The sequence below is a fragment of the Guptibacillus hwajinpoensis genome (genome assembly GCF_001039475.1).
Taxonomy (GTDB): domain Bacteria; phylum Bacillota; class Bacilli; order Bacillales; family Guptibacillaceae; genus Guptibacillus; species Guptibacillus hwajinpoensis.
The window spans coordinates 693-23455 of record NZ_LELK01000005.1; the positions used below are offsets into that span (position 1 = coordinate 693).

At 39.9% G+C, this 22763-nt stretch carries 22 protein-coding genes, 15 tRNA genes and 1 pseudogene; 35 read left to right on the forward strand and 3 right to left on the reverse strand.

The features are described from left to right. From AB986_RS17525 to AB986_RS17605, 17 genes and pseudogenes are all read left to right on the forward strand, one after another. Positions 1-92 (forward strand) — tRNA-Ser (locus AB986_RS17525). 19 nt (positions 93-111) lie between these two features. Continuing rightward, positions 112-186 (forward strand) — tRNA-Glu (locus tag AB986_RS17530). 37 nt (positions 187-223) lie between these two features. Next, positions 224-299, forward strand: a tRNA-Val gene (locus AB986_RS17535). 7 nt (positions 300-306) lie between these two features. Continuing rightward, positions 307-382, forward strand: a tRNA-Asp gene (locus AB986_RS17540). A gap of 165 nt (positions 383-547) precedes the next feature. Then, positions 548-624, forward strand: a tRNA-Met gene (locus AB986_RS17545). 48 nt (positions 625-672) lie between these two features. Beyond that, a tRNA-Phe gene (locus AB986_RS17550) sits at positions 673-748 on the forward strand. 4 nt (positions 749-752) lie between these two features. Further along, positions 753-828: transfer RNA gene (locus AB986_RS17555), tRNA-Thr, on the forward strand. A 70-nt stretch (positions 829-898) separates the two neighbouring features. Beyond that, a tRNA-Tyr gene (locus AB986_RS17560) sits at positions 899-983 on the forward strand. Between the two features lie 7 nt (positions 984-990). After that, positions 991-1064, forward strand: a tRNA-Trp gene (locus AB986_RS17565). Positions 1065-1082: 18 nt separating this feature from the next. Beyond that, positions 1083-1158: transfer RNA gene (locus AB986_RS17570), tRNA-His, on the forward strand. A 42-nt stretch (positions 1159-1200) separates the two neighbouring features. After that, positions 1201-1275: transfer RNA gene (locus AB986_RS17575), tRNA-Gln, on the forward strand. Between the two features lie 8 nt (positions 1276-1283). Continuing rightward, positions 1284-1358: transfer RNA gene (locus AB986_RS17580), tRNA-Gly, on the forward strand. 6 nt (positions 1359-1364) lie between these two features. Further along, positions 1365-1439: transfer RNA gene (locus tag AB986_RS17585), tRNA-Cys, on the forward strand. A 26-nt stretch (positions 1440-1465) separates the two neighbouring features. Next, positions 1466-1555: transfer RNA gene (locus AB986_RS17590), tRNA-Leu, on the forward strand. 33 nt (positions 1556-1588) lie between these two features. Beyond that, positions 1589-1673 (forward strand) — tRNA-Leu (locus AB986_RS17595). Positions 1674-1933: 260 nt separating this feature from the next. Next, positions 1934-2455: pseudogene (locus AB986_RS22930) on the forward strand (DUF421 domain-containing protein). A gap of 97 nt (positions 2456-2552) precedes the next feature. Further along, a complete protein-coding gene (locus tag AB986_RS17605) occupies positions 2553-3248 on the forward strand; it encodes a DsbA family oxidoreductase (protein WP_048312963.1) in 696 nt (231 codons plus the stop codon). 46 nt (positions 3249-3294) lie between these two features. Here AB986_RS17605 and yvfG read toward each other — a convergent pair whose 3' ends face one another. Continuing rightward, positions 3295-3516, reverse strand: a complete 222-nt coding sequence (yvfG, locus tag AB986_RS17610) for a protein YvfG (protein ID WP_048312964.1) — start codon at positions 3514-3516, stop codon at positions 3295-3297. 245 nt (positions 3517-3761) lie between these two features. Further along, positions 3762-4439 carry a B3/B4 domain-containing protein gene (locus AB986_RS17615; RefSeq protein ID WP_201779291.1) on the reverse strand — a complete coding sequence of 226 codons (678 nt, stop codon included), beginning with the start codon at positions 4437-4439 and terminating at the stop codon, positions 3762-3764. Between the two features lie 80 nt (positions 4440-4519). On the opposite strand from AB986_RS17615, the gene AB986_RS17620 reads away from it, so the two are divergent. The 14 genes from AB986_RS17620 to AB986_RS17680 all read left to right on the forward strand — a co-directional run bounded on the left by AB986_RS17620 (position 4520) and on the right by AB986_RS17680 (position 20317). Then, complete coding sequence (locus AB986_RS17620; protein WP_048312965.1) at positions 4520-6220, forward strand: ABC-ATPase domain-containing protein; 1701 nt, start codon at positions 4520-4522, stop codon at positions 6218-6220. Positions 6221-6255: 35 nt separating this feature from the next. After that, complete coding sequence (gene queG, locus AB986_RS17625; protein ID WP_048312966.1) at positions 6256-7395, forward strand: tRNA epoxyqueuosine(34) reductase QueG; 1140 nt, start codon at positions 6256-6258, stop codon at positions 7393-7395. A gap of 66 nt (positions 7396-7461) precedes the next feature. Further along, positions 7462-7998 (forward strand): methylated-DNA--[protein]-cysteine S-methyltransferase, encoded by a 537-nt coding sequence (locus AB986_RS17630; RefSeq protein WP_048312967.1) that lies wholly within the window; start codon positions 7462-7464, stop codon positions 7996-7998. A gap of 161 nt (positions 7999-8159) precedes the next feature. Next, positions 8160-9050, forward strand: coding sequence for an amidase domain-containing protein (locus AB986_RS17635; RefSeq protein ID WP_053216245.1), 891 nt, complete (start codon positions 8160-8162; stop codon positions 9048-9050). Positions 9051-9115: 65 nt separating this feature from the next. After that, complete coding sequence (gene trmL / locus AB986_RS17640) at positions 9116-9589, forward strand: tRNA (uridine(34)/cytosine(34)/5-carboxymethylaminomethyluridine(34)-2'-O)-methyltransferase TrmL (protein ID WP_048312968.1); 474 nt, start codon at positions 9116-9118, stop codon at positions 9587-9589. A gap of 879 nt (positions 9590-10468) precedes the next feature. Beyond that, positions 10469-10774, forward strand: a complete 306-nt coding sequence (locus AB986_RS17645) for an antibiotic biosynthesis monooxygenase family protein (protein ID WP_048312969.1) — start codon at positions 10469-10471, stop codon at positions 10772-10774. Positions 10775-10965: 191 nt separating this feature from the next. Then, positions 10966-12861 carry a PrkA family serine protein kinase gene (locus tag AB986_RS17650; RefSeq protein WP_048312970.1) on the forward strand — a complete coding sequence of 632 codons (1896 nt, stop codon included), beginning with the start codon at positions 10966-10968 and terminating at the stop codon, positions 12859-12861. 145 nt (positions 12862-13006) lie between these two features. After that, a complete protein-coding gene (lepB, locus tag AB986_RS17655; protein ID WP_048312971.1) occupies positions 13007-13564 on the forward strand; it encodes a signal peptidase I in 558 nt (185 codons plus the stop codon). Positions 13565-13621: 57 nt separating this feature from the next. Further along, on the forward strand, positions 13622-13789 hold the full coding sequence (locus tag AB986_RS22615) for a hypothetical protein (RefSeq protein ID WP_169749947.1): 168 nt from the start codon (positions 13622-13624) through the stop codon (positions 13787-13789). Positions 13790-14078: 289 nt separating this feature from the next. Further along, positions 14079-15251 carry a sporulation protein YhbH gene (gene yhbH / locus AB986_RS17660; RefSeq protein ID WP_048312972.1) on the forward strand — a complete coding sequence of 391 codons (1173 nt, stop codon included), beginning with the start codon at positions 14079-14081 and terminating at the stop codon, positions 15249-15251. Positions 15252-15339: 88 nt separating this feature from the next. Continuing rightward, entirely contained in the window at positions 15340-16206 is an 867-nt protein-coding gene (locus tag AB986_RS17665) for a ComEC/Rec2 family competence protein (protein WP_048312973.1), read from the forward strand. Positions 16207-16276: 70 nt separating this feature from the next. Beyond that, positions 16277-16714 carry a CBS domain-containing protein gene (locus AB986_RS17670; protein ID WP_048312982.1) on the forward strand — a complete coding sequence of 146 codons (438 nt, stop codon included), beginning with the start codon at positions 16277-16279 and terminating at the stop codon, positions 16712-16714. A 120-nt stretch (positions 16715-16834) separates the two neighbouring features. Then, the gene (locus AB986_RS17675) at positions 16835-18370 is read left to right on the forward strand and encodes a bifunctional GNAT family N-acetyltransferase/carbon-nitrogen hydrolase family protein (protein WP_048312974.1); all 1536 of its coding nucleotides are present in this window, start codon (positions 16835-16837) and stop codon (positions 18368-18370) included. Between the two features lie 207 nt (positions 18371-18577). Continuing rightward, a complete protein-coding gene (locus AB986_RS17680) occupies positions 18578-20317 on the forward strand; it encodes a phospho-sugar mutase (RefSeq protein ID WP_048312975.1) in 1740 nt (579 codons plus the stop codon). A 98-nt stretch (positions 20318-20415) separates the two neighbouring features. On the opposite strand, the gene AB986_RS17685 is transcribed toward AB986_RS17680, so the two are convergent. Then, positions 20416-20604: a hypothetical protein gene (locus AB986_RS17685; protein ID WP_048312976.1), complete on the reverse strand. Its 189-nt coding sequence runs from the start codon at positions 20602-20604 to the stop codon at positions 20416-20418. Positions 20605-20758: 154 nt separating this feature from the next. On the opposite strand from AB986_RS17685, the gene AB986_RS17690 reads away from it, so the two are divergent. From AB986_RS17690 to AB986_RS22125, 4 genes are all read left to right on the forward strand, one after another. Further along, a complete protein-coding gene (locus tag AB986_RS17690) occupies positions 20759-21019 on the forward strand; it encodes a metal-sensitive transcriptional regulator (RefSeq protein WP_048312977.1) in 261 nt (86 codons plus the stop codon). Positions 21020-21059: 40 nt separating this feature from the next. After that, a complete protein-coding gene (locus AB986_RS17695) occupies positions 21060-21698 on the forward strand; it encodes a hypothetical protein (RefSeq protein WP_048312978.1) in 639 nt (212 codons plus the stop codon). After that, on the forward strand, positions 21695-22258 hold the full coding sequence (locus AB986_RS17700; protein WP_048312979.1) for a peroxiredoxin family protein: 564 nt from the start codon (positions 21695-21697) through the stop codon (positions 22256-22258). Before AB986_RS17695 ends, AB986_RS17700 begins: the two co-directional genes overlap by 4 nt. 116 nt (positions 22259-22374) lie before the next feature. After that, positions 22375-22560 (forward strand): hypothetical protein, encoded by a 186-nt coding sequence (locus tag AB986_RS22125; protein WP_152671031.1) that lies wholly within the window; start codon positions 22375-22377, stop codon positions 22558-22560. Positions 22561-22763 lie beyond the last annotated feature (203 nt).

Consider the following 22763-nt stretch of genomic DNA (forward strand, 5'->3'; position numbering starts at 1 on the left):
GGAGAGCTGTCCGAGTGGCCGAAGGAGCACGATTGGAAATCGTGTAGACGGTCAAAGCCGTCTCGAGGGTTCGAATCCCTCGCTCTCCGCCACTACCTACATAATAGTATTGGCCCGTTGGTCAAGTGGTTAAGACACCGCCCTTTCACGGCGGTATCACGGGTTCGAATCCCGTACGGGTCACCAACTTTACTCAATACTAATAGCAACATTTTCAATCTGTGGAGGATTAGCTCAGCTGGGAGAGCATCTGCCTTACAAGCAGAGGGTCGGCGGTTCGAGCCCGTCATCCTCCACCATTTCTAAGGTCCCGTGGTGTAGCGGTTAACATGCCTGCCTGTCACGCAGGAGATCGCGGGTTCGATTCCCGTCGGGACCGCCATTTTTACTAATATAATTATTACTGTCGCAGGGCGGAGCAACAAGTGATACTTCCTTGAAACAGCATCGAGTTGTTTCGACGGATACGCTTCGGAGCATAACCTTGTAGAGAAAGAAACAGTGCACAGCGTAATGAGCAGGTGCAGCATCATTTCAATCCCATTATCGCGGGGTGGAGCAGTTCGGTAGCTCGTTGGGCTCATAACCCAAAGGTCGCAGGTTCAAATCCTGCCCCCGCAACCAAAATTTATTGTAGTTCTTTTAGGGACAACTAATATAATATAACAACATGGCTCTGTAGCTCAGTCGGTAGAGCAGTGGACTGAAAATCCACGTGTCGGCGGTTCGATTCCGTCCGGAGCCACCATGTTGCCGGCCTAGCTCAATTGGTAGAGCAACTGACTTGTAATCAGTAGGTTGGGGGTTCAAGTCCTCTGGCCGGCACCATTTTTCCGAAAATGGATCATTTACCATTGCCATATCATACATTGTGTATTACAATGGTAATTGTCAATTTGGAGGGGTAGCGAAGTGGCTAAACGCGGCGGACTGTAAATCCGCTCCCTCAGGGTTCGGCGGTTCGAATCCGTCCCCCTCCACCATCTTGATAGGGGTATAGTTTAAAGGTAGAACAGAGGTCTCCAAAACCTCCGGTGTGGGTTCGAGTCCTACTACCCCTGCCAATTTAAATATTTTTTGTGGCGGTTGTGGCGAAGTGGTTAACGCACCGGATTGTGATTCCGGCATTCGTGGGTTCAATTCCCATCAGCCGCCCCATTTTTGGGCTATAGCCAAGCGGTAAGGCAACGGATTTNTTTTTGGGCTATAGCCAAGCGGTAAGGCAACGGATTTTGATTCCGTCATGCGCTGGTTCGAATCCAGCTAGCCCAGCCATTTTTGTTGCGGAAGTAGTTCAGTGGTAGAACATCACCTTGCCAAGGTGGGGGTCGCGGGTTCGAATCCCGTCTTCCGCTCCATTTTAAGGCGGCATAGCCAAGTGGTAAGGCACGGGTCTGCAAAACCCTTACGCCCCGGTTCAAATCCGGGTGCCGCCTCCAAATTTCATATCTTCACTTAAAGTCCTGCCGGAGTGGCGGAATTGGCAGACGCACAGGACTTAAAATCCTGCGGAGGGTGTACCTCCGTGCCGGTTCGAGCCCGGCCTCCGGCACCACTTATTTTTCTGCCTAAATTAAATATGGTACTTGCCGGTGTGGCGGAATTGGCAGACGCGCACGACTCAAAATCGTGTTCCGAGAGGAGTGTCGGTTCGAACCCGACCACCGGTACCATTACATACGTAATTACAAAACTTCAACGTTTATCGTTGAAGTTTTTTTGTTGTTTACTAACTTCTAGTGGTCAATGCAAAGGTGTTTTAAAATGCAATTCGTCCATACTAAGTTGTATTCTCATAAGTTTAGTAAGGAGGCTGTTTATGGATATTGACCTCATATGGAAAGCAGTTTTAATTGTGATCGGAGAGACGTTACTATTACGTGTAGCAGGTCGAAAGTCAATTTCTCAAATGACGCTTGTTCAGGTAGTAATCATGATTGGCATTGGATCGTTACTTGTTCAGCCGATCGTTGGTAAAAATATTTTCACAACGCTTTTAGTTGGCTTAGCGCTTGTTTTGAGCCTTGTTTTTGTAGAATATAGCCAGCTTAAATTTGATTGGTTAGAACGTTTCATTACTGGACGTTCGAAAGTTATTATTAAAAATGGTGTTATAGAAGAAAAAAACCTTAAGAAATTAAGGTTCACTGTGGATTAGCTTGAGATGAAATTAAGACAATCACAAGTTCACACTATTTCTGACGTAGCAAATGCTACTTTAGAACCTAATGGGCAATTGGGGTTTCAACTAAGGGAATCAAAACAACCTGCAACAAAGGAAGATGTAGCGAATCTTTATAAAGAGTTAAAAGCAATTAATCGTATTTTACAAGGAGTGTCAAATGTTCCTTTAGAAGAGCCTATTCCACAAAGTGCTGTTGATCAGAAAACTACTCTCTTTGATGAAGTGGGATCTACAGTTCATAATCCATCGGTCCCGCCTAAACTGCAGTAGTTTACAAAGACACTATGAGCAGAAATCTGCTCATTTTTTTGTCTGCGTGATAAAATATATATAGTGATAATGAATAATGTAACGAAAGAGTGATTTGATGCAAATTGAAGTATGGTCAGATTTTGTATGTCCATTTTGTTATATAGGTAAAAGACGACTTGAGAATGCGCTTAGTAGCTTTCCTCATCGTGATCAGGTAGAAGTGATCTTCAGAAGCTTTGAACTAGATCCTAACGCAAAAGAAGCTGATGGAGAGAGCATGGCAGAGCTCCTTTCTGCGAAGTATAATGTGAGCTTAGAACAGGCTAAGGGCATGTGCGAGAACATGAGACAGCAGGCAGCTGGAGAGGATCTGACGTATGATTTTGATAAAATGATTCCTACAAATTCGTTCGACGCTCATCGTCTTGTGCATTATGCAACAGAGAACGAGAAAATGAACGAAATGTCTGAACGTCTTTTCTATGCGTTCTTCACAGAGTCCAAAAATATTGGCGATCATGAGACACTAGCTTCACTTGGAGAAGAACTTGGGTTTGATGGTGAAGATATTAAACGCATGCTAAGCACAGAAGAGTACACAAAAGAAGTTCGTAATGATGAATCGATGGGTAGTCAACTTGGTATTCAAGGCGTTCCATTCTTTGTGTTTGATGGTAAGTATGCCGTTTCAGGTGCCCAGCCTTCTGAAATGTTTGAGCAGGCACTTGTAAAAGCCTGGGGAGATGGACAAACGTTAGAAGTTGTTGGAGAAGATACAAATTCCTGTACAACAGATTCATGCGATATGTAAAATACCAAACGATCAAAAAGCTCTCTTATAGAAAGAGAGCTTATATTTATGCTTCAGTATTTTCTTGTTTAATTTCTTTGTAAGCAGCATCAAGATTACGGATGCGCCGCACGATTTCAGAGTTTTTATTTAAGTTATCATAAATCATGGAGGATACAACTGAGCGATAATAGCTGTTCATCGCTTCTAATTTTGAAAATACATCACTGTTTTTTTGTATGTATTGTCGAAAGTTCTCCTCAAAAAATGGTGTTGAGAATGGTTCCATATCCTTTCTCCTTTCTGCATGTCTCTCTGCTTGATTATAGGTGGTTTTTCGTTTAATCGTCAAACCGCATAGAGCTTAATAGAAACGGTTGATAAGTGAAATGTAAAGAAATTATAAAAATCTATTGTTTATTGTTATTGTTCTGTGGTATTCTATCTACATCAGCGAGGAATGTAGAAATTCCTCGAATTTTCACCATTTACCCAACGCAGTGTTTCGTTATATTAACGAAGCGTTGCGTTTTTTTATTTTATACGATCAATTACGCCGAATTGGTAATGACCACCATGAATTTGGTTAAACATTTCAGATGAAGCCTTAACAAGTTTCTCTGCTTCAATTGTAGGTAAAGATGGTTGTATATAGAAAAGTTGTATTGCGTTTTCAGTATTCTCTGTTACTACAGTTCGTTTTGAGTCCACAATAGGACTACCAAAAGGACCAATAGCATCACTAGAAATAAGCTTATTTTGGAATGTCACATTACGTCCGTTCAAACCCTCATATGAATGTGACTCATCACCAAGATGAATTGTAATAGCACCTTCTACCTGATCCAGATCATATATCCCAATCGGTATTTTATATTGTAGTGAGAGAAGATTATTGATATCTGCAGCAGAATGAATGAGTGGTAAAGATGTGCCTTTTTTTAAACGACGCAATAGTGCTTCTGAAGAAGGACGGTAGCGAGAAGGATCTGTTCCAATTTGTTTGAAAACGGAACGCCATTCTGCAACGGCATTGAAATGACTTAATTCTGTTTCTTCGAGATCCATCATCATCGTTTCTTGATAGAATTGATAGCGCCCTCGCACCATTTGCGGTGAATTCTCAACCACGATATCATGATAAATAGCGTATCCAATTTTAAAATCTGGAAGTGTATTGGTGATAAGTGGGGAGACTGATAACTGTATCATATGGCTTTCCTCCGATTTATACATTTTCGTACATTTTATCACATACAAAGAAACGAAGCTTATAAGGAGGTTTACCTCATATGAACGAACTTAAAAGCAAATTAGAAAAAATAGATGGTAAAGGATATAAGGCTTATAAAGACATTAGGGGAAGCTATATATTCCCTGATTATACCCTTTCATTAGATTATGTTCAGGGAGATCCCTTTGCAAATCCCTCTAGAATTAGAATAATTATACCGAGACGTAAAACGATAATAGATTCAGAATGTGACTTAACAAACGTTCGAAGAATTCGAACGGAAGATGAGATCGCAAGAAAAGTAGCTTTGACGATACAGAAGCAGCAGAGTAGGGCGAAAGGTACTGGAAAAAGCGGTCTTATCTTTATTGATGCCCCCGGCCAAAAAGTAATTGAACGCTCAGCTGTGACCATTACAAACGATATGGTTACGATTTGCTTATCCATTGGTCTACCAGCACAGGGAAGACGTGTCCTAGGGAGACAAGCTCAGCATATGTTGTTTCATCAGTTGCAAGAGATTGTGAGTAACTCTGTATTCTCATTAAAAAAAGACAAAATAATGAAAGCACTCTATTTGGCTGATCAACAATATGCTATTAGGAAGCATTTAGTAGACAATGGATTCGTATCATTTGTTGCTAACGATGCTGTATTACCACGGGAAAGTGGAATAAGCGACCGACCTATGAAGGATCAGGCCGCTCTGTTCCAATCACCTAAACAAATGGAAGTATCACTCACTCTCCCTCATCGAGAGGAGCCCATTAAGGGACTAGCGATTAAAGAAGGGATCACGCTGATTGTAGGTGGTGGTTACCATGGTAAGAGTACCCTGTTGCGTGCAATGGAACACGGCGTATATGATCATATTGAAGGGGACGGAAGAGAATTCGTGATTTCGAATGAAAATGCTATGAAGATTCGTTCAGAAGACGGTCGGAAAGTTACCGGCGTTGATATCTCCCCGTTTATACAAAACCTTCCTTATGGAAAAGATACAAGCTCATTTACTTCAGAGAATGCTAGCGGTAGTACGTCACAGGCTGCTAATATTATAGAAGCTGTTGAATCTGGTTCAAAAGCGTTATTTATTGATGAAGATACAAGCGCAACAAATTTTATGATTCGCGATTATCGGATGCAGCAATTAGTTGCGAAAGAAAAGGAACCGATCACTCCATTTATTGATCGTGTTAAGCAGTTATATACAGATCACGGCATATCAACGATTCTTGTTATGGGTGGGTCAGGTGATTACTTTGATGTAGCTGATCACGTCATATTAATGGAAAATTACCTTCCTTATGATGCAACTGACGAAGCAAAACGAATTTCTTATGAGAATACTTACACTCGCTATAAAGAGGGTAGCGAGCGTTTTGGTGAAATGAGAAGAAGAGTTCCGGCAAAGACAAGTTTGAACAGTCAGAGTGGCAAGAAAGCAAAGGTTGCTGCCAAAGGATTGCATCATATCATATATGGAAATACTGATTTATCGTTGCATCAGGTTGAACAACTCGTAGACCCTAGTCAAACTCGTCTAGCGGCTGATGTGCTTCATTATCTAGAAAGAAACAATTTACTTGGAGAGTATACAATTCCTGAGTTACTTGATCACATAGAAGATCGGATGAATAACGAAGGAATAGGAGCATTTTCTTTATTTCAGAATCAGCATCCTGGAGATGTTGCGCGTATTAGACGATCTGACATGGCGGCAGTATTAAATAGACTTCGTACGTTAAAGATCAAATAACGGATTAAAAAAGAGTAATGAAAGGAGGGGAGATTATGCTAAACGCACAGTTAAAATCAGATATTGTAGCATACAGTAAAACGATTGGAATTGATAAAATTGGTTTTGCAGCTGCTGATCCCTTTAAATCTCTTAAAGAACGGTTACGACGACAGCAGGATCTTGGTTATCAGTCAGGGTTTGAAGAATCTGATATTGAGAAACGAACTGAACCAGAACTACTGCTTAATGGTGCGACAACTATTATATCAATTGCCATTGCTTATCCCTCTAGAATGAAAGAGAGCCCAAGAAGTAAACGTGGAGAGCGAAGAGGGCTTTTCTGTCGCGCATCCTGGGGTGTTGATTATCACCATGTGCTTAGAGAGAAACTCTCCCTTCTAGATGCATATATTAAATCAAAGGTTCCTGAAGTGAGCACAAGTTCAATGGTCGATACAGGAGAACTGTCCGATAGAGCTGTCGCAGAAAGAGCAGGCATTGGATTTAGTGGTAAGAATACAATGACAATAACCGAAGAATTTGGCTCATGGGTCTACCTTGGTGAAATGATTACGGATCTCTATTTAGAACCGGATGAACCTGTAGAGGAGGGGTGTGGAGACTGTAATATATGCGTTGATGCTTGCCCAACAGGAGCGCTTATTGAGGGGGGACAGCTCAATGCTAGCAAGTGTATTGCATTTCTCACTCAAACAAAAGGATTTCTTCCAGATCAATACCGCTCCAAACTTGGCAACCGCCTATATGGTTGTGACACGTGCCAGCTCGTCTGCCCTAAAAATAAAGGCAAAGATTTTCATCATCATCCAGAGCTTGAACCAGATCCAGAAATGGTTAAACCAAAGTTAATTCCACTACTAACGATGAGTAACCGTGAGTTTAAAGAGAAATTTGGAAATGCTGCTGGTTCCTGGAGAGGCAAAAAACCAATTCAACGAAATGCTATTCTAGCACTTGCGCATTACAAAGATGAAACAGCTATTGAAACATTGATTGAATTGATGCAAAAAGATCCACGTCCTGTCATACGAGGAACTTCAGCATGGGCACTGGGGAAAATTGGCGGAGATAAAGCATATCATGCCCTTTATATGGAGCAAATGCGAGAAAAAGACAAGGATGCAGCTAATGAGATAGCTAAAGGCTTGTCAATGCTTCAAAATAAGGTTTAATGCTGATGGTCAAACAGTAACTTGCGTTGTAAGATAGTGAAAAATGTACAAAAAAGAAGGGATATAATGGAGAAACAAGTGGTTCATTATGGGGAGTTTCAATCGCCAATCGGTACAATAACGGTATTTACTAGTCCTGCAGGCGTTAGTAGGATTGATTTTGGCTGTGCGGATGATGTGCTACCCGTTGCTGAAACGTGGTATAAAAAACATCATGTGAAAGCGGATCTTGTTTACAATCCTGAAATAATTGAACCGATAACTATTCAATTAGAAGAATACTTTAGTGGTAAAAGAAGGTTCTTTGATCTTAAGCTAGATATGGTTGGAACGATATTTCAACAGAAAGTATGGAATAACCTCACTGAGATCCCGTATGGTGAAACTCGATCTTATAGAGATGTCGCTGTTAACATTTCTGCCCCAAAAGCTGTCCGGGCAATTGGTTCAGCTAATAATCGTAATCCACTACCTATTATTGTACCCTGTCATCGTGTGATTGGTAGTAATGGAGCTTTAGTAGGATACGGCGGTGGCGTTGATAAGAAAGAATACTTGTTATCGCTCGAACAGCAGAACGCAATGCATGTAGCACTACCTTAATAAATAAAACCAAAAGCCAGATTTCCTCTTATAACAAAGAGAGGATAGCTGGTTTTTATTTTGTTAAAGTGGCCTCAGTTTTCACCCAACTCTTTAGTAGCTGTAACTCTAAGGCATGTGATTGAGATCCCTGTCATAAAGTGCGATGAGGGGGGACGCACATGGGATGGGGAGATGAGCTTAAATCATTTTGGAAAGAACAAGCTTTGAGCTTACTAAATTGTACAGAGCATTCCCGATTAGGAACCCGACCTGCAGATGAAGAAGAAGCTGCAGCAAGATACATGAATCAATGCAAGAAAAGAGGAGCTTCGGTTATTCGCATCCAAAACCGTGGTATTCTTCTTGGTAAAAAGAATCTTGTTCATACTCAAATTTACGACTATCTATTACATCATCAATATCTCATTAAGCAAGGGGATAAAATTTATCAGGAAGAACGCTTAGAAAAAAGATTAGCAAAAATGGAGGAAGGTGCACTTGTCCTTGATCGATCTGTTGAAACAGAGGGGAATGCTACTGAAGCAAACGAAGCAGGAAGCGGTAATGCTTTAAGTCGATCAAAAGGCTCCTATTATGATCGTCTTTCAGCTGTGAAATACGCTGAGCGGTGGTGGGATGATCATAATCCTGCTTATCAGGCATTTGATGTTGATTGTACAAATTTTATTTCGCAATGTCTTCATGCTGGAAAGGCACCCATGCGTGGATATCCAGATCGTACAAAAGGATGGTGGATGCAAGGCAAAAGTTGGAGTTATTCATGGACGGTAGCCCATGCACTACGCTGGCATTTAAGTGGTTCTAAAAGCGGACTAAGAGCACGAGAAGTATCTCAGGCTGATGATCTAGTCCCTGGGGATGTCATTTGCTATGATTTTGATGGTGATGGGCGTTTTGAACATACTACTTTTGTAGTGGATCAGGATGAAAAAGGTCATCCACTTGTTAATGCTCATACAATGAACAGTCGATTGCGTTACTGGGCATATGAAGATTCGACTGCTTGGACACCGGACATTAAATATAAGTTTTTTCATATTGAAGATTAGTGTATTCCTTCACCAGGATCAAAACATGCTATAATAGATATGTTTTGATGTGGAGGTGAATGAATATGTCTTTAAATATCGTCCTTTTTCAGCCAGAAATCCCTGCTAACACTGGCAATATTGCTCGTACGTGTGCAGCAACCAATACAAGCTTACATTTAATTCGTCCACTTGGATTCTCAACTGATGATAAAATGCTTAGACGTGCTGGATTGGATTACTGGCAGTATGCTGATGTGCATTACTATGATTCCCTTAATGAATTCTTTAAGGAAAATCCGAATGGGGATTATTACTATATTACGAAATATGGTACAAACACGCACACTGACTTTGACTACTCTGATCTCGACAAAAACACATATTTTGTTTTTGGAAGAGAAACAAATGGTCTGCCAGATGATTTGATTGAGAACAATAAAGAGCGCTGCCTCCGTCTACCAATGACTGATCATGTGCGCGCACTTAACCTTTCAAACACAGCAGCTATTATGGTGTATGAAGCACTAAGACAGCAGAATTACCCTGGCATGAAGTAAAAAGAACGACCTCATATGAGGTCGTTCTTTTTTGGTAAAACACTTCGATATGTAATTCTTCTTTTTTCAAGAGTTACGATATCTAGGCGGTTTTGAACATAACGGTCACTTCCGCTTTTCGTGTCTAGCTGCAGTGGGCAAATCCTCCGGCTGTTTCACCCTTTCGATTGAGACAAAAAGCATCTCATTCGAGAGGGCTCCAACATCCTACGGATTTAACCGCCCACTTCCGCTTTTCGTGTCTAGCTGCGCGGGCCAAATCCTTCGGTCATTTCACCCATGAGATTGAGACAAAAAGCGTCTCATTCTCACGGGTTCCAATGCCCTGCGGATTTAGGCAGGCCCGCTCCGCTTTTCGTTAGATCCAGCTTCGACTCGCAGAAACTGCGATATTTCACACTTTCACCAGAACACCAAAAGCGTGTTCTAGTTCAAGAGTTCCAATATCTCCGTTTCTAACCGCTCGTCTCCGCTTTTCGTTAGATCCAGCTGCAGCCCTCAGACCCTCTGTCACTTCACCCTACAACCGGAACACAAAGACCGTGTTCCAATTGCAGGGCTCCAGTGCCTGACGGGTCTAAGCGAGGGCTTCCGCTTTTCGTTTTACCGTGTTCCTTTTTTGGTTTTGCTTGGGCGGTCGTTGTAGCCGGCTGTAAAGATGGCTGCAAGGAAAGCTAAGATTACTACTAAAATACCTAGGAAACTCATGGTCTCATCCTCCTCAGGTAAAATTGTGTCCAAATCTACCTCTCATTATAAACCAAGTTCTTAATGCTGTGAATGTTTTGAGGGTAATTCTTGGTGTTTGGAGTAGATACAATTGGAAAAAAAAGCTGGAATTCGTTACTATAGGGATGAAAGGTAAAGGAGGATTTACTTATGTATGTTGTGATGAATGAGTTAAAAGTACCTGATGAAGCGAAAGACATGATGAAGCAGCGTTTTGGTAAAAGTGCTGAAAGTATGAAAGAAGTAGAGGGTTGTTTGGAATTTATGTTCCTTGAACAGTCTGCTGAGGATGGTAAGCTTATCGTTTTTACTAAATGGGAAAATGAAGAAGCTTATCAAAACTGGGTGCATTCAGATTCTTTCAAAAATGCTCATAAGGAAAAGCGTGAATCCAAAGAGAAGTCCCCTGCAACAGGAAATGAGTTAAGCGAGTTTACAGTTGTCTATCATACGTAAAAAAATGGAGCCGGTCCTACCGGCTCTTTTTTTGTTCTATCGTTGATCGTTTAACTAATATAATCTGATTGAACGTTGTCTGACAGAACCTTACTCTCATAAAACCGAAGAGAAAAGAAAGCCGAATGTTATAGGACATCCCCGCATAACATGTATTAAATCCGATGAATCAAACTTGGAGGGGGCTCTTAATGGATATCTTACGCAAGATACAGCAGCATCGAGAAGATGAGAGGCGGCTGAAGTGGGAAGGCACCTTTAGTGAGTACTTAGAAATTATCCGGGAACGACCTGAAGTAGCGCAGTCAGCTCATTCACGTGTTTATAATATGATAAAAGATGCAGGGATTGATGAAGTAGACGGCAACAGAAGTTATTCTTTCTTCTCCGAAGAACTTTACGGACTAGAAGAAGCAATTGAACGTTTAGTAGAGGAATATTTTCATCCTGCTGCGAAAAGATTGGATGTTAGAAAACGTATTCTGTTGTTAATGGGTCCTGTTAGTGGAGGTAAATCAACGTTAGTGACAGTTCTGAAAAGAGGTCTTGAGAAATATTCCCATGAAGATTCTGGAGCAGTCTATGCGATTAAAGGATGCCCAATGCATGAAGATCCTTTGCATCTGATTCCTCATCATCTAAGAGAGGAATTCCATGATGAGTATGGTATTCGTATTGAAGGAAGTTTATCTCCACTTAATGTAATGCGTCTGGAACAAGAATATGGTGGGCGTATTGAAGATGTTATGGTTGAACGAATCTTCTTTAACGAAGACAAAAGGACAGGTATTGGAACATTCAGTCCGTCTGATCCAAAATCACAGGATATTGCCGACTTAACTGGAAGCATCGACTTTTCAACTATTGCTGAATTTGGTTCAGAGTCAGATCCAAGAGCTTACAGATTTGATGGAGAATTGAACAAGGCGAACCGTGGAATGATGGAGTTCCAGGAAATGCTGAAGTGTGATGAGAAATTTCTATGGCATTTGCTTTCGTTAACGCAGGAGGGGAACTTCAAAGCGGGTCGATTTGCATTAATTTCTGCAGATGAACTGGTAGTGGCTCATACGAATGAGGCTGAGTATCGTTCCTTTATTTCAAATAAGAAGAATGAAGCTCTTCATTCTCGTATCATCGTCATGCCTGTTCCTTATAACTTAAAAGTGAGTCAGGAAGAGCGTATTTATGAAAAAATGATTCGGGAAAGTGACGTGGCGGATGTTCACATTGCGCCTCACGCACTCCGAGTAGCTGCTATATTCTCAATTCTAACAAGGTTGAAGGATACAAATCGACAAGGTGTTGATCTTGTTAAGAAAATGAGACTTTATGATGGGGAGATTGTAGAAGGGTTTAATCAGGTTGATGTAGATGAGCTTCATAAAGAGCATTCAGATGAAGGGATGAGCGGTATTGATCCGCGTTATGTGATAAACCGCATTTCATCTACAATTATTCGTAAAGAAGTGCCTTCAATCAATGCGCTTGATGTGCTTCGTTCTCTCAAGGATGGACTTGATCAACATGCATCTATCTCAAAGGAAGATAAAGAGCGTTACATGAATTTTATCTCAATTGCACGTAAAGAATACGATGAAATCGCAAAGAAAGAAGTTCAGAAAGCATTTGTTTACTCTTATGAAGAAAGTGCGAAGACGCTTATGGATAACTACCTTGATAACGTAGAAGCATATTGCAACAAAAATAAGCTGCGCGACCCTCTTACTGGAGAGGAAATGAGTCCAGATGACAAGTTAATGCGTTCTATAGAAGAACAAATCGGAATTTCAGAGAATGCAAAGAAAGCTTTCAGAGAAGAGATTCTCATTCGAATCTCAGCCTACGCTCGTAAAGGGAAGAAGTTTGATTATAACTCGCATGAACGTTTAAGAGAGGCGATTCAAAAGAAGCTATTTGCTGATCTAAAAGATGTGGTGAAGATCACAACCTCTTCTAAGACGCCTAATGAAAACCAGCTTAAGAAAATAAACGAAGTGATTGCCCGCCTAATTGATGAACATGGCTATAATTCAATTTCAGCAAATGAATTGCTCCGCTATGTTGGCAGTCTGTTGAATCGATAACATGACGAAGCATACCTTACTAGGTATGCTTTTTTATATGTGTATGCAATATGGAATTGAAACCGTTACCAAAACCTTGTGAGGTTGTGCCTATGGATTATGAGTGATAGATTATACGTAAAGACGTATCGAAAAGAGGTTTAACATGAAGAAGGAACGCAGCCCGCTATGGGAATGGATTAAAGCTTTTTCTATAGCTGTCGTCCTAGCCATTGTTATACGTGAATTTCTAATCACGAACTATGTAGTTCACGGTGAGTCTATGATGCCTACGATTCAAGATGGGAATCGTTTAATTATTAATAAAATTGGTTATGAAGTATCTGAACCAGATCGGTTTGATCTTGTTGTTTTTCATGCAAATGAAGAAGAAGATTACATTAAAAGAGTAATTGGTCTCCCTGGAGATATGATTGAATATAAAAATGATGAGCTATATATTAATGGTGAGAAGATAGAAGAGACTTATCTTGATCGGTATAAAGATGAGATTTTTAATGGGAATTTAACGGAGAATTTTAAGTTAGAAGATAAGACAGGGAAAGTTGAAGTGCCAGAAGGGTATTTATTTCTATTAGGTGACAATCGTCGACATAGCTATGATAGTAGACATATTGGTTTTGTTCCGATGGATCAAGTCGTAGGTAAAGTGAATCTTCGTTACTGGCCGATTGAAGAATTCGATTTCAGTTTCCACAAATAACTAATTTAGGTTAGGATAAACAAAATATGGGTATTGTACCTCGTGAGGTGATTCATTGTGGCAAATCGTAAAGAAAAGCCTGAAAACAGTTCGATGGCAATGGATGAGGAAGAGATGAAAGAGCTTGGTAAGGAAATGGAAAAGCTCGATACGATTGAAAAAGTGAAAGAAAAAGGACGCCGACCAGATCCTAAACAACATGAAACGAACGATAGGAAAGAGTAACTCCCAGATTGGGAGTTACTTTTTTGTTTCTACTCCTTTGAATGAGACCAAAACAGATGAAAAAGTGTACAACTTTTAATAAATTCATGAAATAAGAGCGATAAAGCCTTATTTGTCAGAATTAATTGTCAATTATCGCTTGTATTTGCATAGGATAAAGTATACTATTCCACGCAGCCAAGGGATGTCCACATTAACATTAGGCCTTTGAACAATCATCATGAGCGATCATCGATCATTGAATAAATTTCCGATAGAAATTTTATTTTTTTAAGGAGGGGAATAAGGCATGAAAGACAAGGATTCCAACAATTTCGTCGTCTCTCAGGAGAATTGGTCCCTCCACCGTAAAGGCTATCAGGATCAACAACGCCATGCCGAAAAAGTTCAGGATGCTATCCAAAACAATCTCCCGGACCTCATCAGTGAAGAGAACATTATTCTATCCAACGGTCGAGATGTCATTAAAATACCAATTCGTTCTCTTGATGAATATAAAATTCGATACAACTATGACAAGTCAAAGCATGTTGGGCAAGGTGAAGGCGATAGCCAGGTGGGAGACGTAGTAGCACGTGATGGCTCTGGTGAAAAGAAGCCTGGAGCAGGCAAGGGTGAAGGAGCAGGAGATAAACCAGGGGATGATTATTATGAAGCGGAAGTATCACTTGTAGAACTTCAAGATATTCTATTCAAAGAACTTGAACTGCCAAATTTACGTGAAAAAGAAACAGCCGATGTTGTTCAGAAAAAAGTGGAATTTAATGATATTCGAAAAACTGGACTAATGGGCAATATTGATAAGAAACGAACGATTTTAACGGCGTATAAGCGAAATGCAATTAGCGGAACACCTTCGATTGCACCAATTTATCAAGATGATCTACGTTTCAAGACGTGGAATGAAGAAATAAAGCGAGAGTCAAAAGCGGTTGTTCTAGCAATGATGGATACGAGTGGATCCATGGGCAAATGGGAAAAGTATATGGCAAGAAGCTTCTTCTTCTGGATGTCTCGTTTTCTACGATCTAAATATGAAACAGTGGAGATTGAGTTTATCGCTCATCATACAGAAGCAAAAGTCGTCACTGAAGACGATTTTTTTTCAAAAGGAGAAAGCGGTGGAACCATTTGTTCATCCGCTTATCGAAAAGCGCTTGAACTTATTGATGGAAAGTATTCGCCGACTCGCTACAACATTTATCCGTTCCATTTCTCAGATGGAGATAATTTAACGTCAGACAATACACGGTGCGTCAAGCTAGTTAATCAAATTATGAAAGTTTCAAATATGTTTGGATACGGTGAAGTCAATGCGTATAATCGTCATTCAACTTTGATGAGCGCATACAAGAACATTCACGATCCTAAGTTCAGGCATTATATTCTTAAAGAGAAAAAAGATGTGTATCACGCAATGAAAAGTTTCTTTAGAAAAGAGGAAGAAGAAGTTCGTTCTTAAAAGGTTTCCCTAAATGGGAAGCTTTTTTTCTTTTAGTTAGAAAAGAAACGCACATACTATTAAGAAGAAATGCTCTGGAGGAATTGATATGAAGTATGTAGCTATATTCTTTTCTTGGCTTCTTCTTTTATCACTATTGCCACACAATGTAATAGCACAATCCGATGAGGCAGAAATACATTTCATTGATGTTGGACAAGCCGATTGTATTCTAGTTATGCATGGAGACAAATCCATGTTGATTGATGCGGGGGATAATCGAGATGGTGACACTGTTACAAAATATATTAAGAAGTTAGGGATAGAAGATCTTGATTATGTTGTTGCAACACACCCCCATCATGATCATATTGGCGGAATGGATGAAGTATTGAAGGCATTTGAAGTTGAGGAAATCATCATGCCTAATGTGTCTTATCCTACTGGTCATTATAAGGCTCTAAACCGAGTGATAAAGAAAAAAGAAATTAGGGTTCTGTTCGCACAGGAAGGAAAGAAAATTAAATTTGGAAACATAAATGTCCAGATTCTTTCCCCGCAAAAACGAGCAGAATACGAGGACTTTAATGACTACAGTGCTGTTTTACGCTTGCGTCATAAGCAAAACACATTTCTTCTAATGGGGGATGCAGGCGTTGAGGTTGAAAAAAATATGATATCTTCGATGAAAAAGAAACATCTAGCTTCAGATGTGTTGAAATTAGGACATCATGGTGCAGATTCAGCTACCTCAGAAGAATTTCTTAAAGCTGTTTCACCTCAAGCTGCTGTAATATCTGTAGGTAGAAATAACAGATACCATTTCCCAAACGATAGCGTATTACAAAGACTGAAGTCACAAAATATCCCAATACTACGAACAGATCAAATTGGTACACTTATTGCGAAAAGCGATGGAAAGCATATTGTTTTTCATACAGAGAACAGTTTCATTTCACAGAATAAGGAAAAATAATTGAAGGAGAAGGAGTCTACACTAGAGGGTGAAGGACATTGTCTTTCATATAGAACCTAACTCGGGAGGAATGCTTGTGCATAACAATCTGCAAAACCTCATGTCAAAGAATATTGTGTCTGTAACTCCAGAGCAGTCAATTCAGGAAGCAGCAGCGTTAATGAATCAGTATAACATTGGTTCACTACCGGTCATGAAAAACGGGCAGCTTTGTGGAATGGTTACCGATCGAGATATCACGACTCGAGCTACTGCAACTGGAGGAAATGCGAATTGTCAGGTGAGTCAGTGTATGTCTGATAATATCGTCTCGGCCACATCAAACATGAGTGCAGAAGAAGCAGCTGCATTAATGGCACAGAACCAAATTCGACGTCTGCCTGTTGTAGAGAACAATCAGGTTGTCGGAATGGTATCACTAGGTGACTTCGCTACGAAGACACCGGGCCAGCAAGAAGCAGGTACCGCATTGTCTAGCATTTCTCAGAATGGAACAACACAAGCGTAAATACAAAGAGACTGACGAATGTCAGTCTCTTCTATTTAATTAATCGTATGATAAAATCAAGGTAAGATAGTGAATAAATAGGGTACATAGTAAAATAGATAGAATGTGGAGGGAAAGCAGATGTCAGAATTAGATGTATCGAAGTTTGAAAAGAAGATTGAAGTAAGACCTATTCGTTATGAGGACATAGACGAAATTCTTGCCTTACAGAAAAAGTGTTTTCCCGGTATGGATCCCTGGAAAAGAGATCATCTTGAGAGCCATTTAGATATTTTTCCTGAAGGCCAGTTTTGTGTAGAGGCTGAAGGTGAGATTATTGGGTCATGTTCAAGCTTAATGGTAAACTTTGATGAGTATGACGACCAGCACACCTGGGACGATATCACAGATGAAGGATATATTACGAACCATAACCCAGACGGGTATAACTTATATGGGATTGAAGTAATGGTTGATCCCGAGTACCGAAGAATGAAAATAGGCAAGCGGCTTTACGATGCGCGCAAGGATCTCGCGCGCGATTTAAATGTAAAAAGTATTATTATTGGTGGACGAATACCGAATTACCATAAGCATGCAGATGAGATGAAAGCATCAGAATATGTTGAAGAAGTGAAGTTTCAAAACATATACGATCCAGTTCTTACATTCCAATTAATGAACGGATTTAACGTTATGAGAATTAATCCAAATTATTTACCTGATGACAAAGCTTCAAAGCAATTTGCCACATTAATGGAATGGAATAATGTAGAATACAAGGCCAAGACTCGCAGGCATTTTAGATCTTCTTTCCCTGTCCGAATTTGTGCTATTCAATATGCGATGAAGAAAATCTCGTCATTCGAGGAATTTGCGAATCAGGTTGAATATTATGTTGATGTAGCGGCTGATTTTGGATCGGATTTTGCTGTGTTTCCTGAAATTTTCACCACACAGTTGATGTCATTTATGGATGAGAAGATCCCTAGTAAAGCTGTGAGACGTTTGACGGAGTATACAGAGCCTTATATCGAACTATTCACTGATCTAGCTGTAAAATACAATGTGAACATTATTGGAGGATCTCACTTTGTTCTAGAAGATGAGAAAATTTATAACATTGCTTATCTATTTAGAAGAGATGGGACAATTGAAAAGCAATACAAAATTCACGTTACTCCGAATGAACGCCGCTGGTGGGGGATTCACGGATCGGATGGGATCGAAGTGTTTGATACAGATTGCGGTAAGATCGCAATCCAGATCTGTTACGATATTGAATTTCCAGAACTAGGAAGAATCGCGACTGACAAAGGAGCAAATATTCTCTTTACCCCATTCTGTACAGATGACAGACAGGGATATCTTCGTGTACGTTACTGTGCACAGGCTAGAGCTGTCGAGAATCAAATCTATACGGTTATTGCCGGTACAATAGGAAACCTTTCTCAGGTAGAGAATATGGACGTGCAGTATGCACAGTCAGGAATCTTCACACCGTCTGATTTTGCATTTTCAAGAGATGGCATTGCAGGTGAGTGCCACCCGAATATCGAAACGGTTGTTGTCGGTGATGTTGACCTTGAAATACTTAGAAGGCAGCGTCAATCAGGAACTGTTCGGCAACTCCGCGATCGAAGAAAAGATTTATATGAAATCCATTACAAGAAGTAAGCCGATACTCGGCTTGCTTTTTTTTTGACTAGCTTACGTAAAGATAAAGTGATTTTTCTGAAATGTCATTGGCATATATTTGAATTCGTATTATGATGAATAAAGAAGTAGAGAGAATGTATACCAATCCTTAAAAGTAGCAGGATTTTGGTTGATCCTCTCGAATGTATATCATGACAGAAGATACATACATAATAGGAGGCAAAAATGGACTGGAAAAACGAATATCAACGATGGGCAACAGCGACTTCACTTGATGAGGAACTGAAAAAAGATCTTGAAGCTCTTAAAGGACAAGACAAACAAATTGAAGATGCATTCTATAAGAATCTTGAATTTGGGACAGGCGGTATGCGCGGTGAAATCGGTCCGGGTACAAACCGGATGAATCTTTATACAATTCGCAAAGCGTCTGAAGGTCTTGCTCAATACATAGATGCACATGGTGAAGAATCCAAAAAACGTGGAGTAGCAATTGCGTATGATTCTCGTCATAAGTCTCCTGAGTTTGCTATGGAGGCTGCAAAGACGCTTGCGACCCATGGCATTCAAACGTATGTATTTGAAGAACTGCGCCCCACTCCAGAGCTCTCATTCGCAGTTAGGAAGTTAAACGCCTACGCAGGTATCGTTATTACAGCAAGTCATAACCCTCCCGAATACAATGGGTACAAAGTTTATGGAGAAGATGGTGGACAGCTACCACCTAAAGAAGCGGCAGAGGTTATCTCCTATGTTGACGGTATAGACAATGAATTAGAAGTACAAGTGACTTCAGAAGAGAAGTTGAAAGAAAAGGGCCTTATTCAGATGATAGGGGCAGAAATTGATGCGCAGTACATTGAAGAGTTAAAAACACTTCGCGTAAATACGAACCTTCTTGAAGAAATGGGCGATCAATTAAAAATTGTCTTTACACCATTACACGGTACAGCAAACCTTCCAGTACGTGAAGGTCTTAAAGCTTATGGATTTAACCAAGTAACAGTTGTCGAAGAGCAAGAGCTCCCAGATCCTAACTTCTCTACAGTTTCTTCACCAAATCCAGAAGAGCACGCTGCATTTGAGCTCGCGATAAAGTATGGTGAGAAACAGGATGCCGATCTACTTCTAGCGACAGATCCTGATGCGGATCGTGTAGGAGTTGCGGTGAAGAATAAAGAAGGTCAGTATGTAGTACTCACAGGTAACCAGACAGGTGCCCTTTTGTTGAACTACATTATCACTCAAAAGAAAGAAAATGGAGAGCTCCCAGAAAACGGCGCTGTTCTGAAAACAATCGTTACATCAGAGATTGGCCGTAAAATTGCAGAGGACAATGGACTTACCTCGTATGATACGTTGACTGGATTTAAATTTATTGGTGAGAAGATCAAAGAATTTGAAACATCAGGTGAACATACCTTCTTGTTTGGATATGAAGAGAGCTATGGTTACCTTGTTGGTGACTTTGTTCGTGACAAAGATGCTGTACAAGCTTGTCTCGTAGCTGCCGAAGTAGCTGCTTTCTATAAGTCAAAAGGGATGACGCTTTACGAAGGATTGTTAGAGGTATTTGAGCAATATGGTTATTATCAAGAAGGACTAGAGTCGTTAACACTGAAAGGAAAAGAAGGAGCAGAAAAGATTGTTTCTCTACTTGCTCAATTCCGTGAACAGCCTCCAACTGAAGCGGCTGGTCTAAGTGTTGATAGTGTTGAGGATTATCAAACTAGCGTTCGAACGCATTTGAAAAAAGAAGCTACCGAGAAAATCGATCTTCCGAAGTCCAATGTGCTGAAGTACAAGCTTGAAGATGGATCATGGTTCTGCCTGCGTCCTTCTGGTACTGAACCGAAAGTTAAGTTCTACTTTGGTGTCAATGGTGACAATTTAGATAACAGTAAGAACAAACTGAGTGAATTAAGAAAGTCCGTTATGAGTAAGGTTCACGAACGTTTGGGGTAATATAGTATTAATTAATGAAAGCCAGGACTACTGATGTCCTGGCTTTTAAATGAACTTTTGGCATAAAGAAAACCGGCTTGAATCAGCCGGTTTTTCTATTATTGGTGAAGTTGTTGTTTATTTAATTGGTGTTCATAGTCTGCTTTGTTCATGCGAATGAGATTAAATACTTTGTCTTTCGTTTCGTTATCTAATTTCTCAAGAATTTTACCTGCTTTGTACTCGTTCGAGGTAACAATTTTTCGATAAATTTTCGATAACCGTTTATCATCTTCGGATAAATCCAAAGGGCACTGCCTCCTTTTATTTACCTAAACCTTTTTCCTATCCTTAAATTACGATTTATTTTACAATATATGAAGAGAAGTAGCAAGAAATTAATTTATTTATGACAGAATATTCGAAAAGAGAAATTTATATAGTTAAATTAGGAGGCTAATTATGGAATATACAAAAGAGATGAAAAACCGCTTGAAGAGGGTGGAAGGCCAGCTGCGCGGTGTTCTACGTATGATGGAAGAAGACTCGGATTGTAAAGATGTGATAACTCAACTATCTGCAAGTCGAACAGCGATCGATCGTACAATTGGGTTAATTGTTGGATCTAATCTTGAAGAATGTTTACGTGAACAACTAGATAAAGGAGAATCAACAGAAGATGTTGTGAAACAAGCTGTTGAACTTCTAGTTAAAAGTCGATAGCTTACGTTAAAAAGTATAGTCAGTGAAGGTGAAAAAGCTCATGATTACTATTGGGAAAATTTCGGTTCCAGATCAGTTAGTATGGGCTGGAATTGGAATCATTGCTGCAATCTTGATTATTTATTTTCTAGAGAAAAAATGGTACAACCGTTCAACGGCATCTTCTATTGCATATGAAACGGTCATTTTTTTTGTGCTTGTTTGGAAAGTAAGTTTATTGATCATTAATCCAACGCTTGTTTTGTCAGCTCCATTGTCCCTCCTGTATTTTACGGGAGGTACCTACGGTTTTGTAATAGCACTATTCTTAAGTATAGGGTACGTTTGGTGGAAATTAGTAAAGCATGATGGGAAAAGTAGAATCCTATTTCTATTTGGAATAGCGATCGAAATGGCTTCGGTCATCATTGAAGGACTTTCCATCCTGTATAGTGATGGTAGTTTCTTGTTTATGTTACTGCACGTTCTTCTGCTTGGTCTATTAGTTGTGACGAAATCATCTCAATGGCTTTTTCTTGATCTTCTCCTTTGGGGAGGGATTCTTTCCGTCATTTTGGAATTTTACACTGGTAAGCCGGTGGTACTTGGATTATCAAATTGGCAGTTAATAAATCTTTTGAGTGCGGGATGTGCAGCATTTATTCTACTTCACTTGCATACGAGGAGGAGCTCTGAATGAAAAGGTCACTGTTTGGAATAGTTGTCCTTATTACACTTATCGCTATTGGTGTTATTTCCTCTAACACAGACAAAAGAAGTGTAGACCAAGAAATAACGACTGCACAAGTAACAGGAGAACAAGAAATTGGAATTAACGAAGGCAATGTAGCCCCTGATTTTACATTATATTCATTAAAAGGTCAGGAAGTGAAACGTTCCGATTATAGAGGTAAAGTGGTTTTTGTTAACTTTTGGGCAACATGGTGTCCACCCTGTAAGGCAGAGATGCCACATATGGAGGAGTTCTATAAAGAATACGCTGACCAATATGATGCAGAAATCCTTGCTGTAAATATTACGAGCGAGGAATCATCCATCGAGATGGTAGACAAGTTCATTCAAGATTATGAAATTACATTTCCTGTGCTAATGGATACCGATGGCATGCAGTCAGAAACATTTGCAACAATTACAATCCCTACTACCTATGTGATTGACAAAAATGGTATAATAATGAAAAGGTTAGTTGGTCCAATGAGTAAAGAACGTATGATTGAACTGGCATCTTCTACTGAATAGAAGATGCTCCTAATTTTATTTCGTGATTAGTCGTTCGTTTTATGGAACGATATTTGTCGAAATATGTTGATAAAAATTTTAAAGAGAACGGATAGGGTGTAAGGGGGGAATCGGCAGTGACAAGTTTATCCTACGGAATTATGTTACTGTTCATACTTGGGTTTGTTCAATACAGTTGGTTATATGAACCTATCAACGGAGTCTCGATTGAGTTTCAATCAAAGTGGTCTTATGTATTCATTTCTACTATTTTAGGAATACTTGTCGGTTATTTAATCACAACTGGATTGCATTTTTCTTAATAAAAGGCTCTATCTGTAAAGACATTGTTGCTATAGCTAGTTAAATTCCGCTTCAATTCTAAAAGCAACAATGTCTACGAAAAGAGCATTTAGAAAAGAGGCTGCTAGAAAGAAAGCCTGCTAATTTTAAACTGTACCCTTTGTAAAGGACACTTTAAAAAAGGGTTAGGCTGACCTAAGGAGATGATTCCTGTATTCAACAG

Coding starts and splice junctions, on each gene's coding strand:
- AB986_RS17700 (WP_048312979.1), top strand. CDS start 21,695: ATGAAAAGGTCACTGTTTGGAATAGTTGTCCTTATTACACTTATCGCT.
- AB986_RS17680 (WP_048312975.1), top strand. CDS start 18,578: ATGGACTGGAAAAACGAATATCAACGATGGGCAACAGCGACTTCACTT.
- AB986_RS17665 (WP_048312973.1), top strand. CDS start 15,340: ATGAAGTATGTAGCTATATTCTTTTCTTGGCTTCTTCTTTTATCACTA.
- lepB (WP_048312971.1), top strand. CDS start 13,007: ATGAAGAAGGAACGCAGCCCGCTATGGGAATGGATTAAAGCTTTTTCT.
- AB986_RS17605 (WP_048312963.1), top strand. CDS start 2,553: ATGCAAATTGAAGTATGGTCAGATTTTGTATGTCCATTTTGTTATATA.
- AB986_RS17645 (WP_048312969.1), top strand. CDS start 10,469: ATGTATGTTGTGATGAATGAGTTAAAAGTACCTGATGAAGCGAAAGAC.
- AB986_RS17695 (WP_048312978.1), top strand. CDS start 21,060: ATGATTACTATTGGGAAAATTTCGGTTCCAGATCAGTTAGTATGGGCT.
- AB986_RS17690 (WP_048312977.1), top strand. CDS start 20,759: ATGGAATATACAAAAGAGATGAAAAACCGCTTGAAGAGGGTGGAAGGC.
- AB986_RS17675 (WP_048312974.1), top strand. CDS start 16,835: ATGTCAGAATTAGATGTATCGAAGTTTGAAAAGAAGATTGAAGTAAGA.
- AB986_RS17650 (WP_048312970.1), top strand. CDS start 10,966: ATGGATATCTTACGCAAGATACAGCAGCATCGAGAAGATGAGAGGCGG.
- AB986_RS17615 (WP_201779291.1), bottom strand. CDS start 4,439: ATGATACAGTTATCAGTCTCCCCACTTATCACCAATACACTTCCAGAT.
- trmL (WP_048312968.1), top strand. CDS start 9,116: ATGTCTTTAAATATCGTCCTTTTTCAGCCAGAAATCCCTGCTAACACT.
- queG (WP_048312966.1), top strand. CDS start 6,256: ATGCTAAACGCACAGTTAAAATCAGATATTGTAGCATACAGTAAAACG.
- AB986_RS17670 (WP_048312982.1), top strand. CDS start 16,277: ATGCTTGTGCATAACAATCTGCAAAACCTCATGTCAAAGAATATTGTG.
- AB986_RS17635 (WP_053216245.1), top strand. CDS start 8,160: ATGGGATGGGGAGATGAGCTTAAATCATTTTGGAAAGAACAAGCTTTG.
- yhbH (WP_048312972.1), top strand. CDS start 14,079: ATGAAAGACAAGGATTCCAACAATTTCGTCGTCTCTCAGGAGAATTGG.
- yvfG (WP_048312964.1), bottom strand. CDS start 3,516: ATGGAACCATTCTCAACACCATTTTTTGAGGAGAACTTTCGACAATAC.
- AB986_RS17620 (WP_048312965.1), top strand. CDS start 4,520: ATGAACGAACTTAAAAGCAAATTAGAAAAAATAGATGGTAAAGGATAT.
- AB986_RS17630 (WP_048312967.1), top strand. CDS start 7,462: ATGGAGAAACAAGTGGTTCATTATGGGGAGTTTCAATCGCCAATCGGT.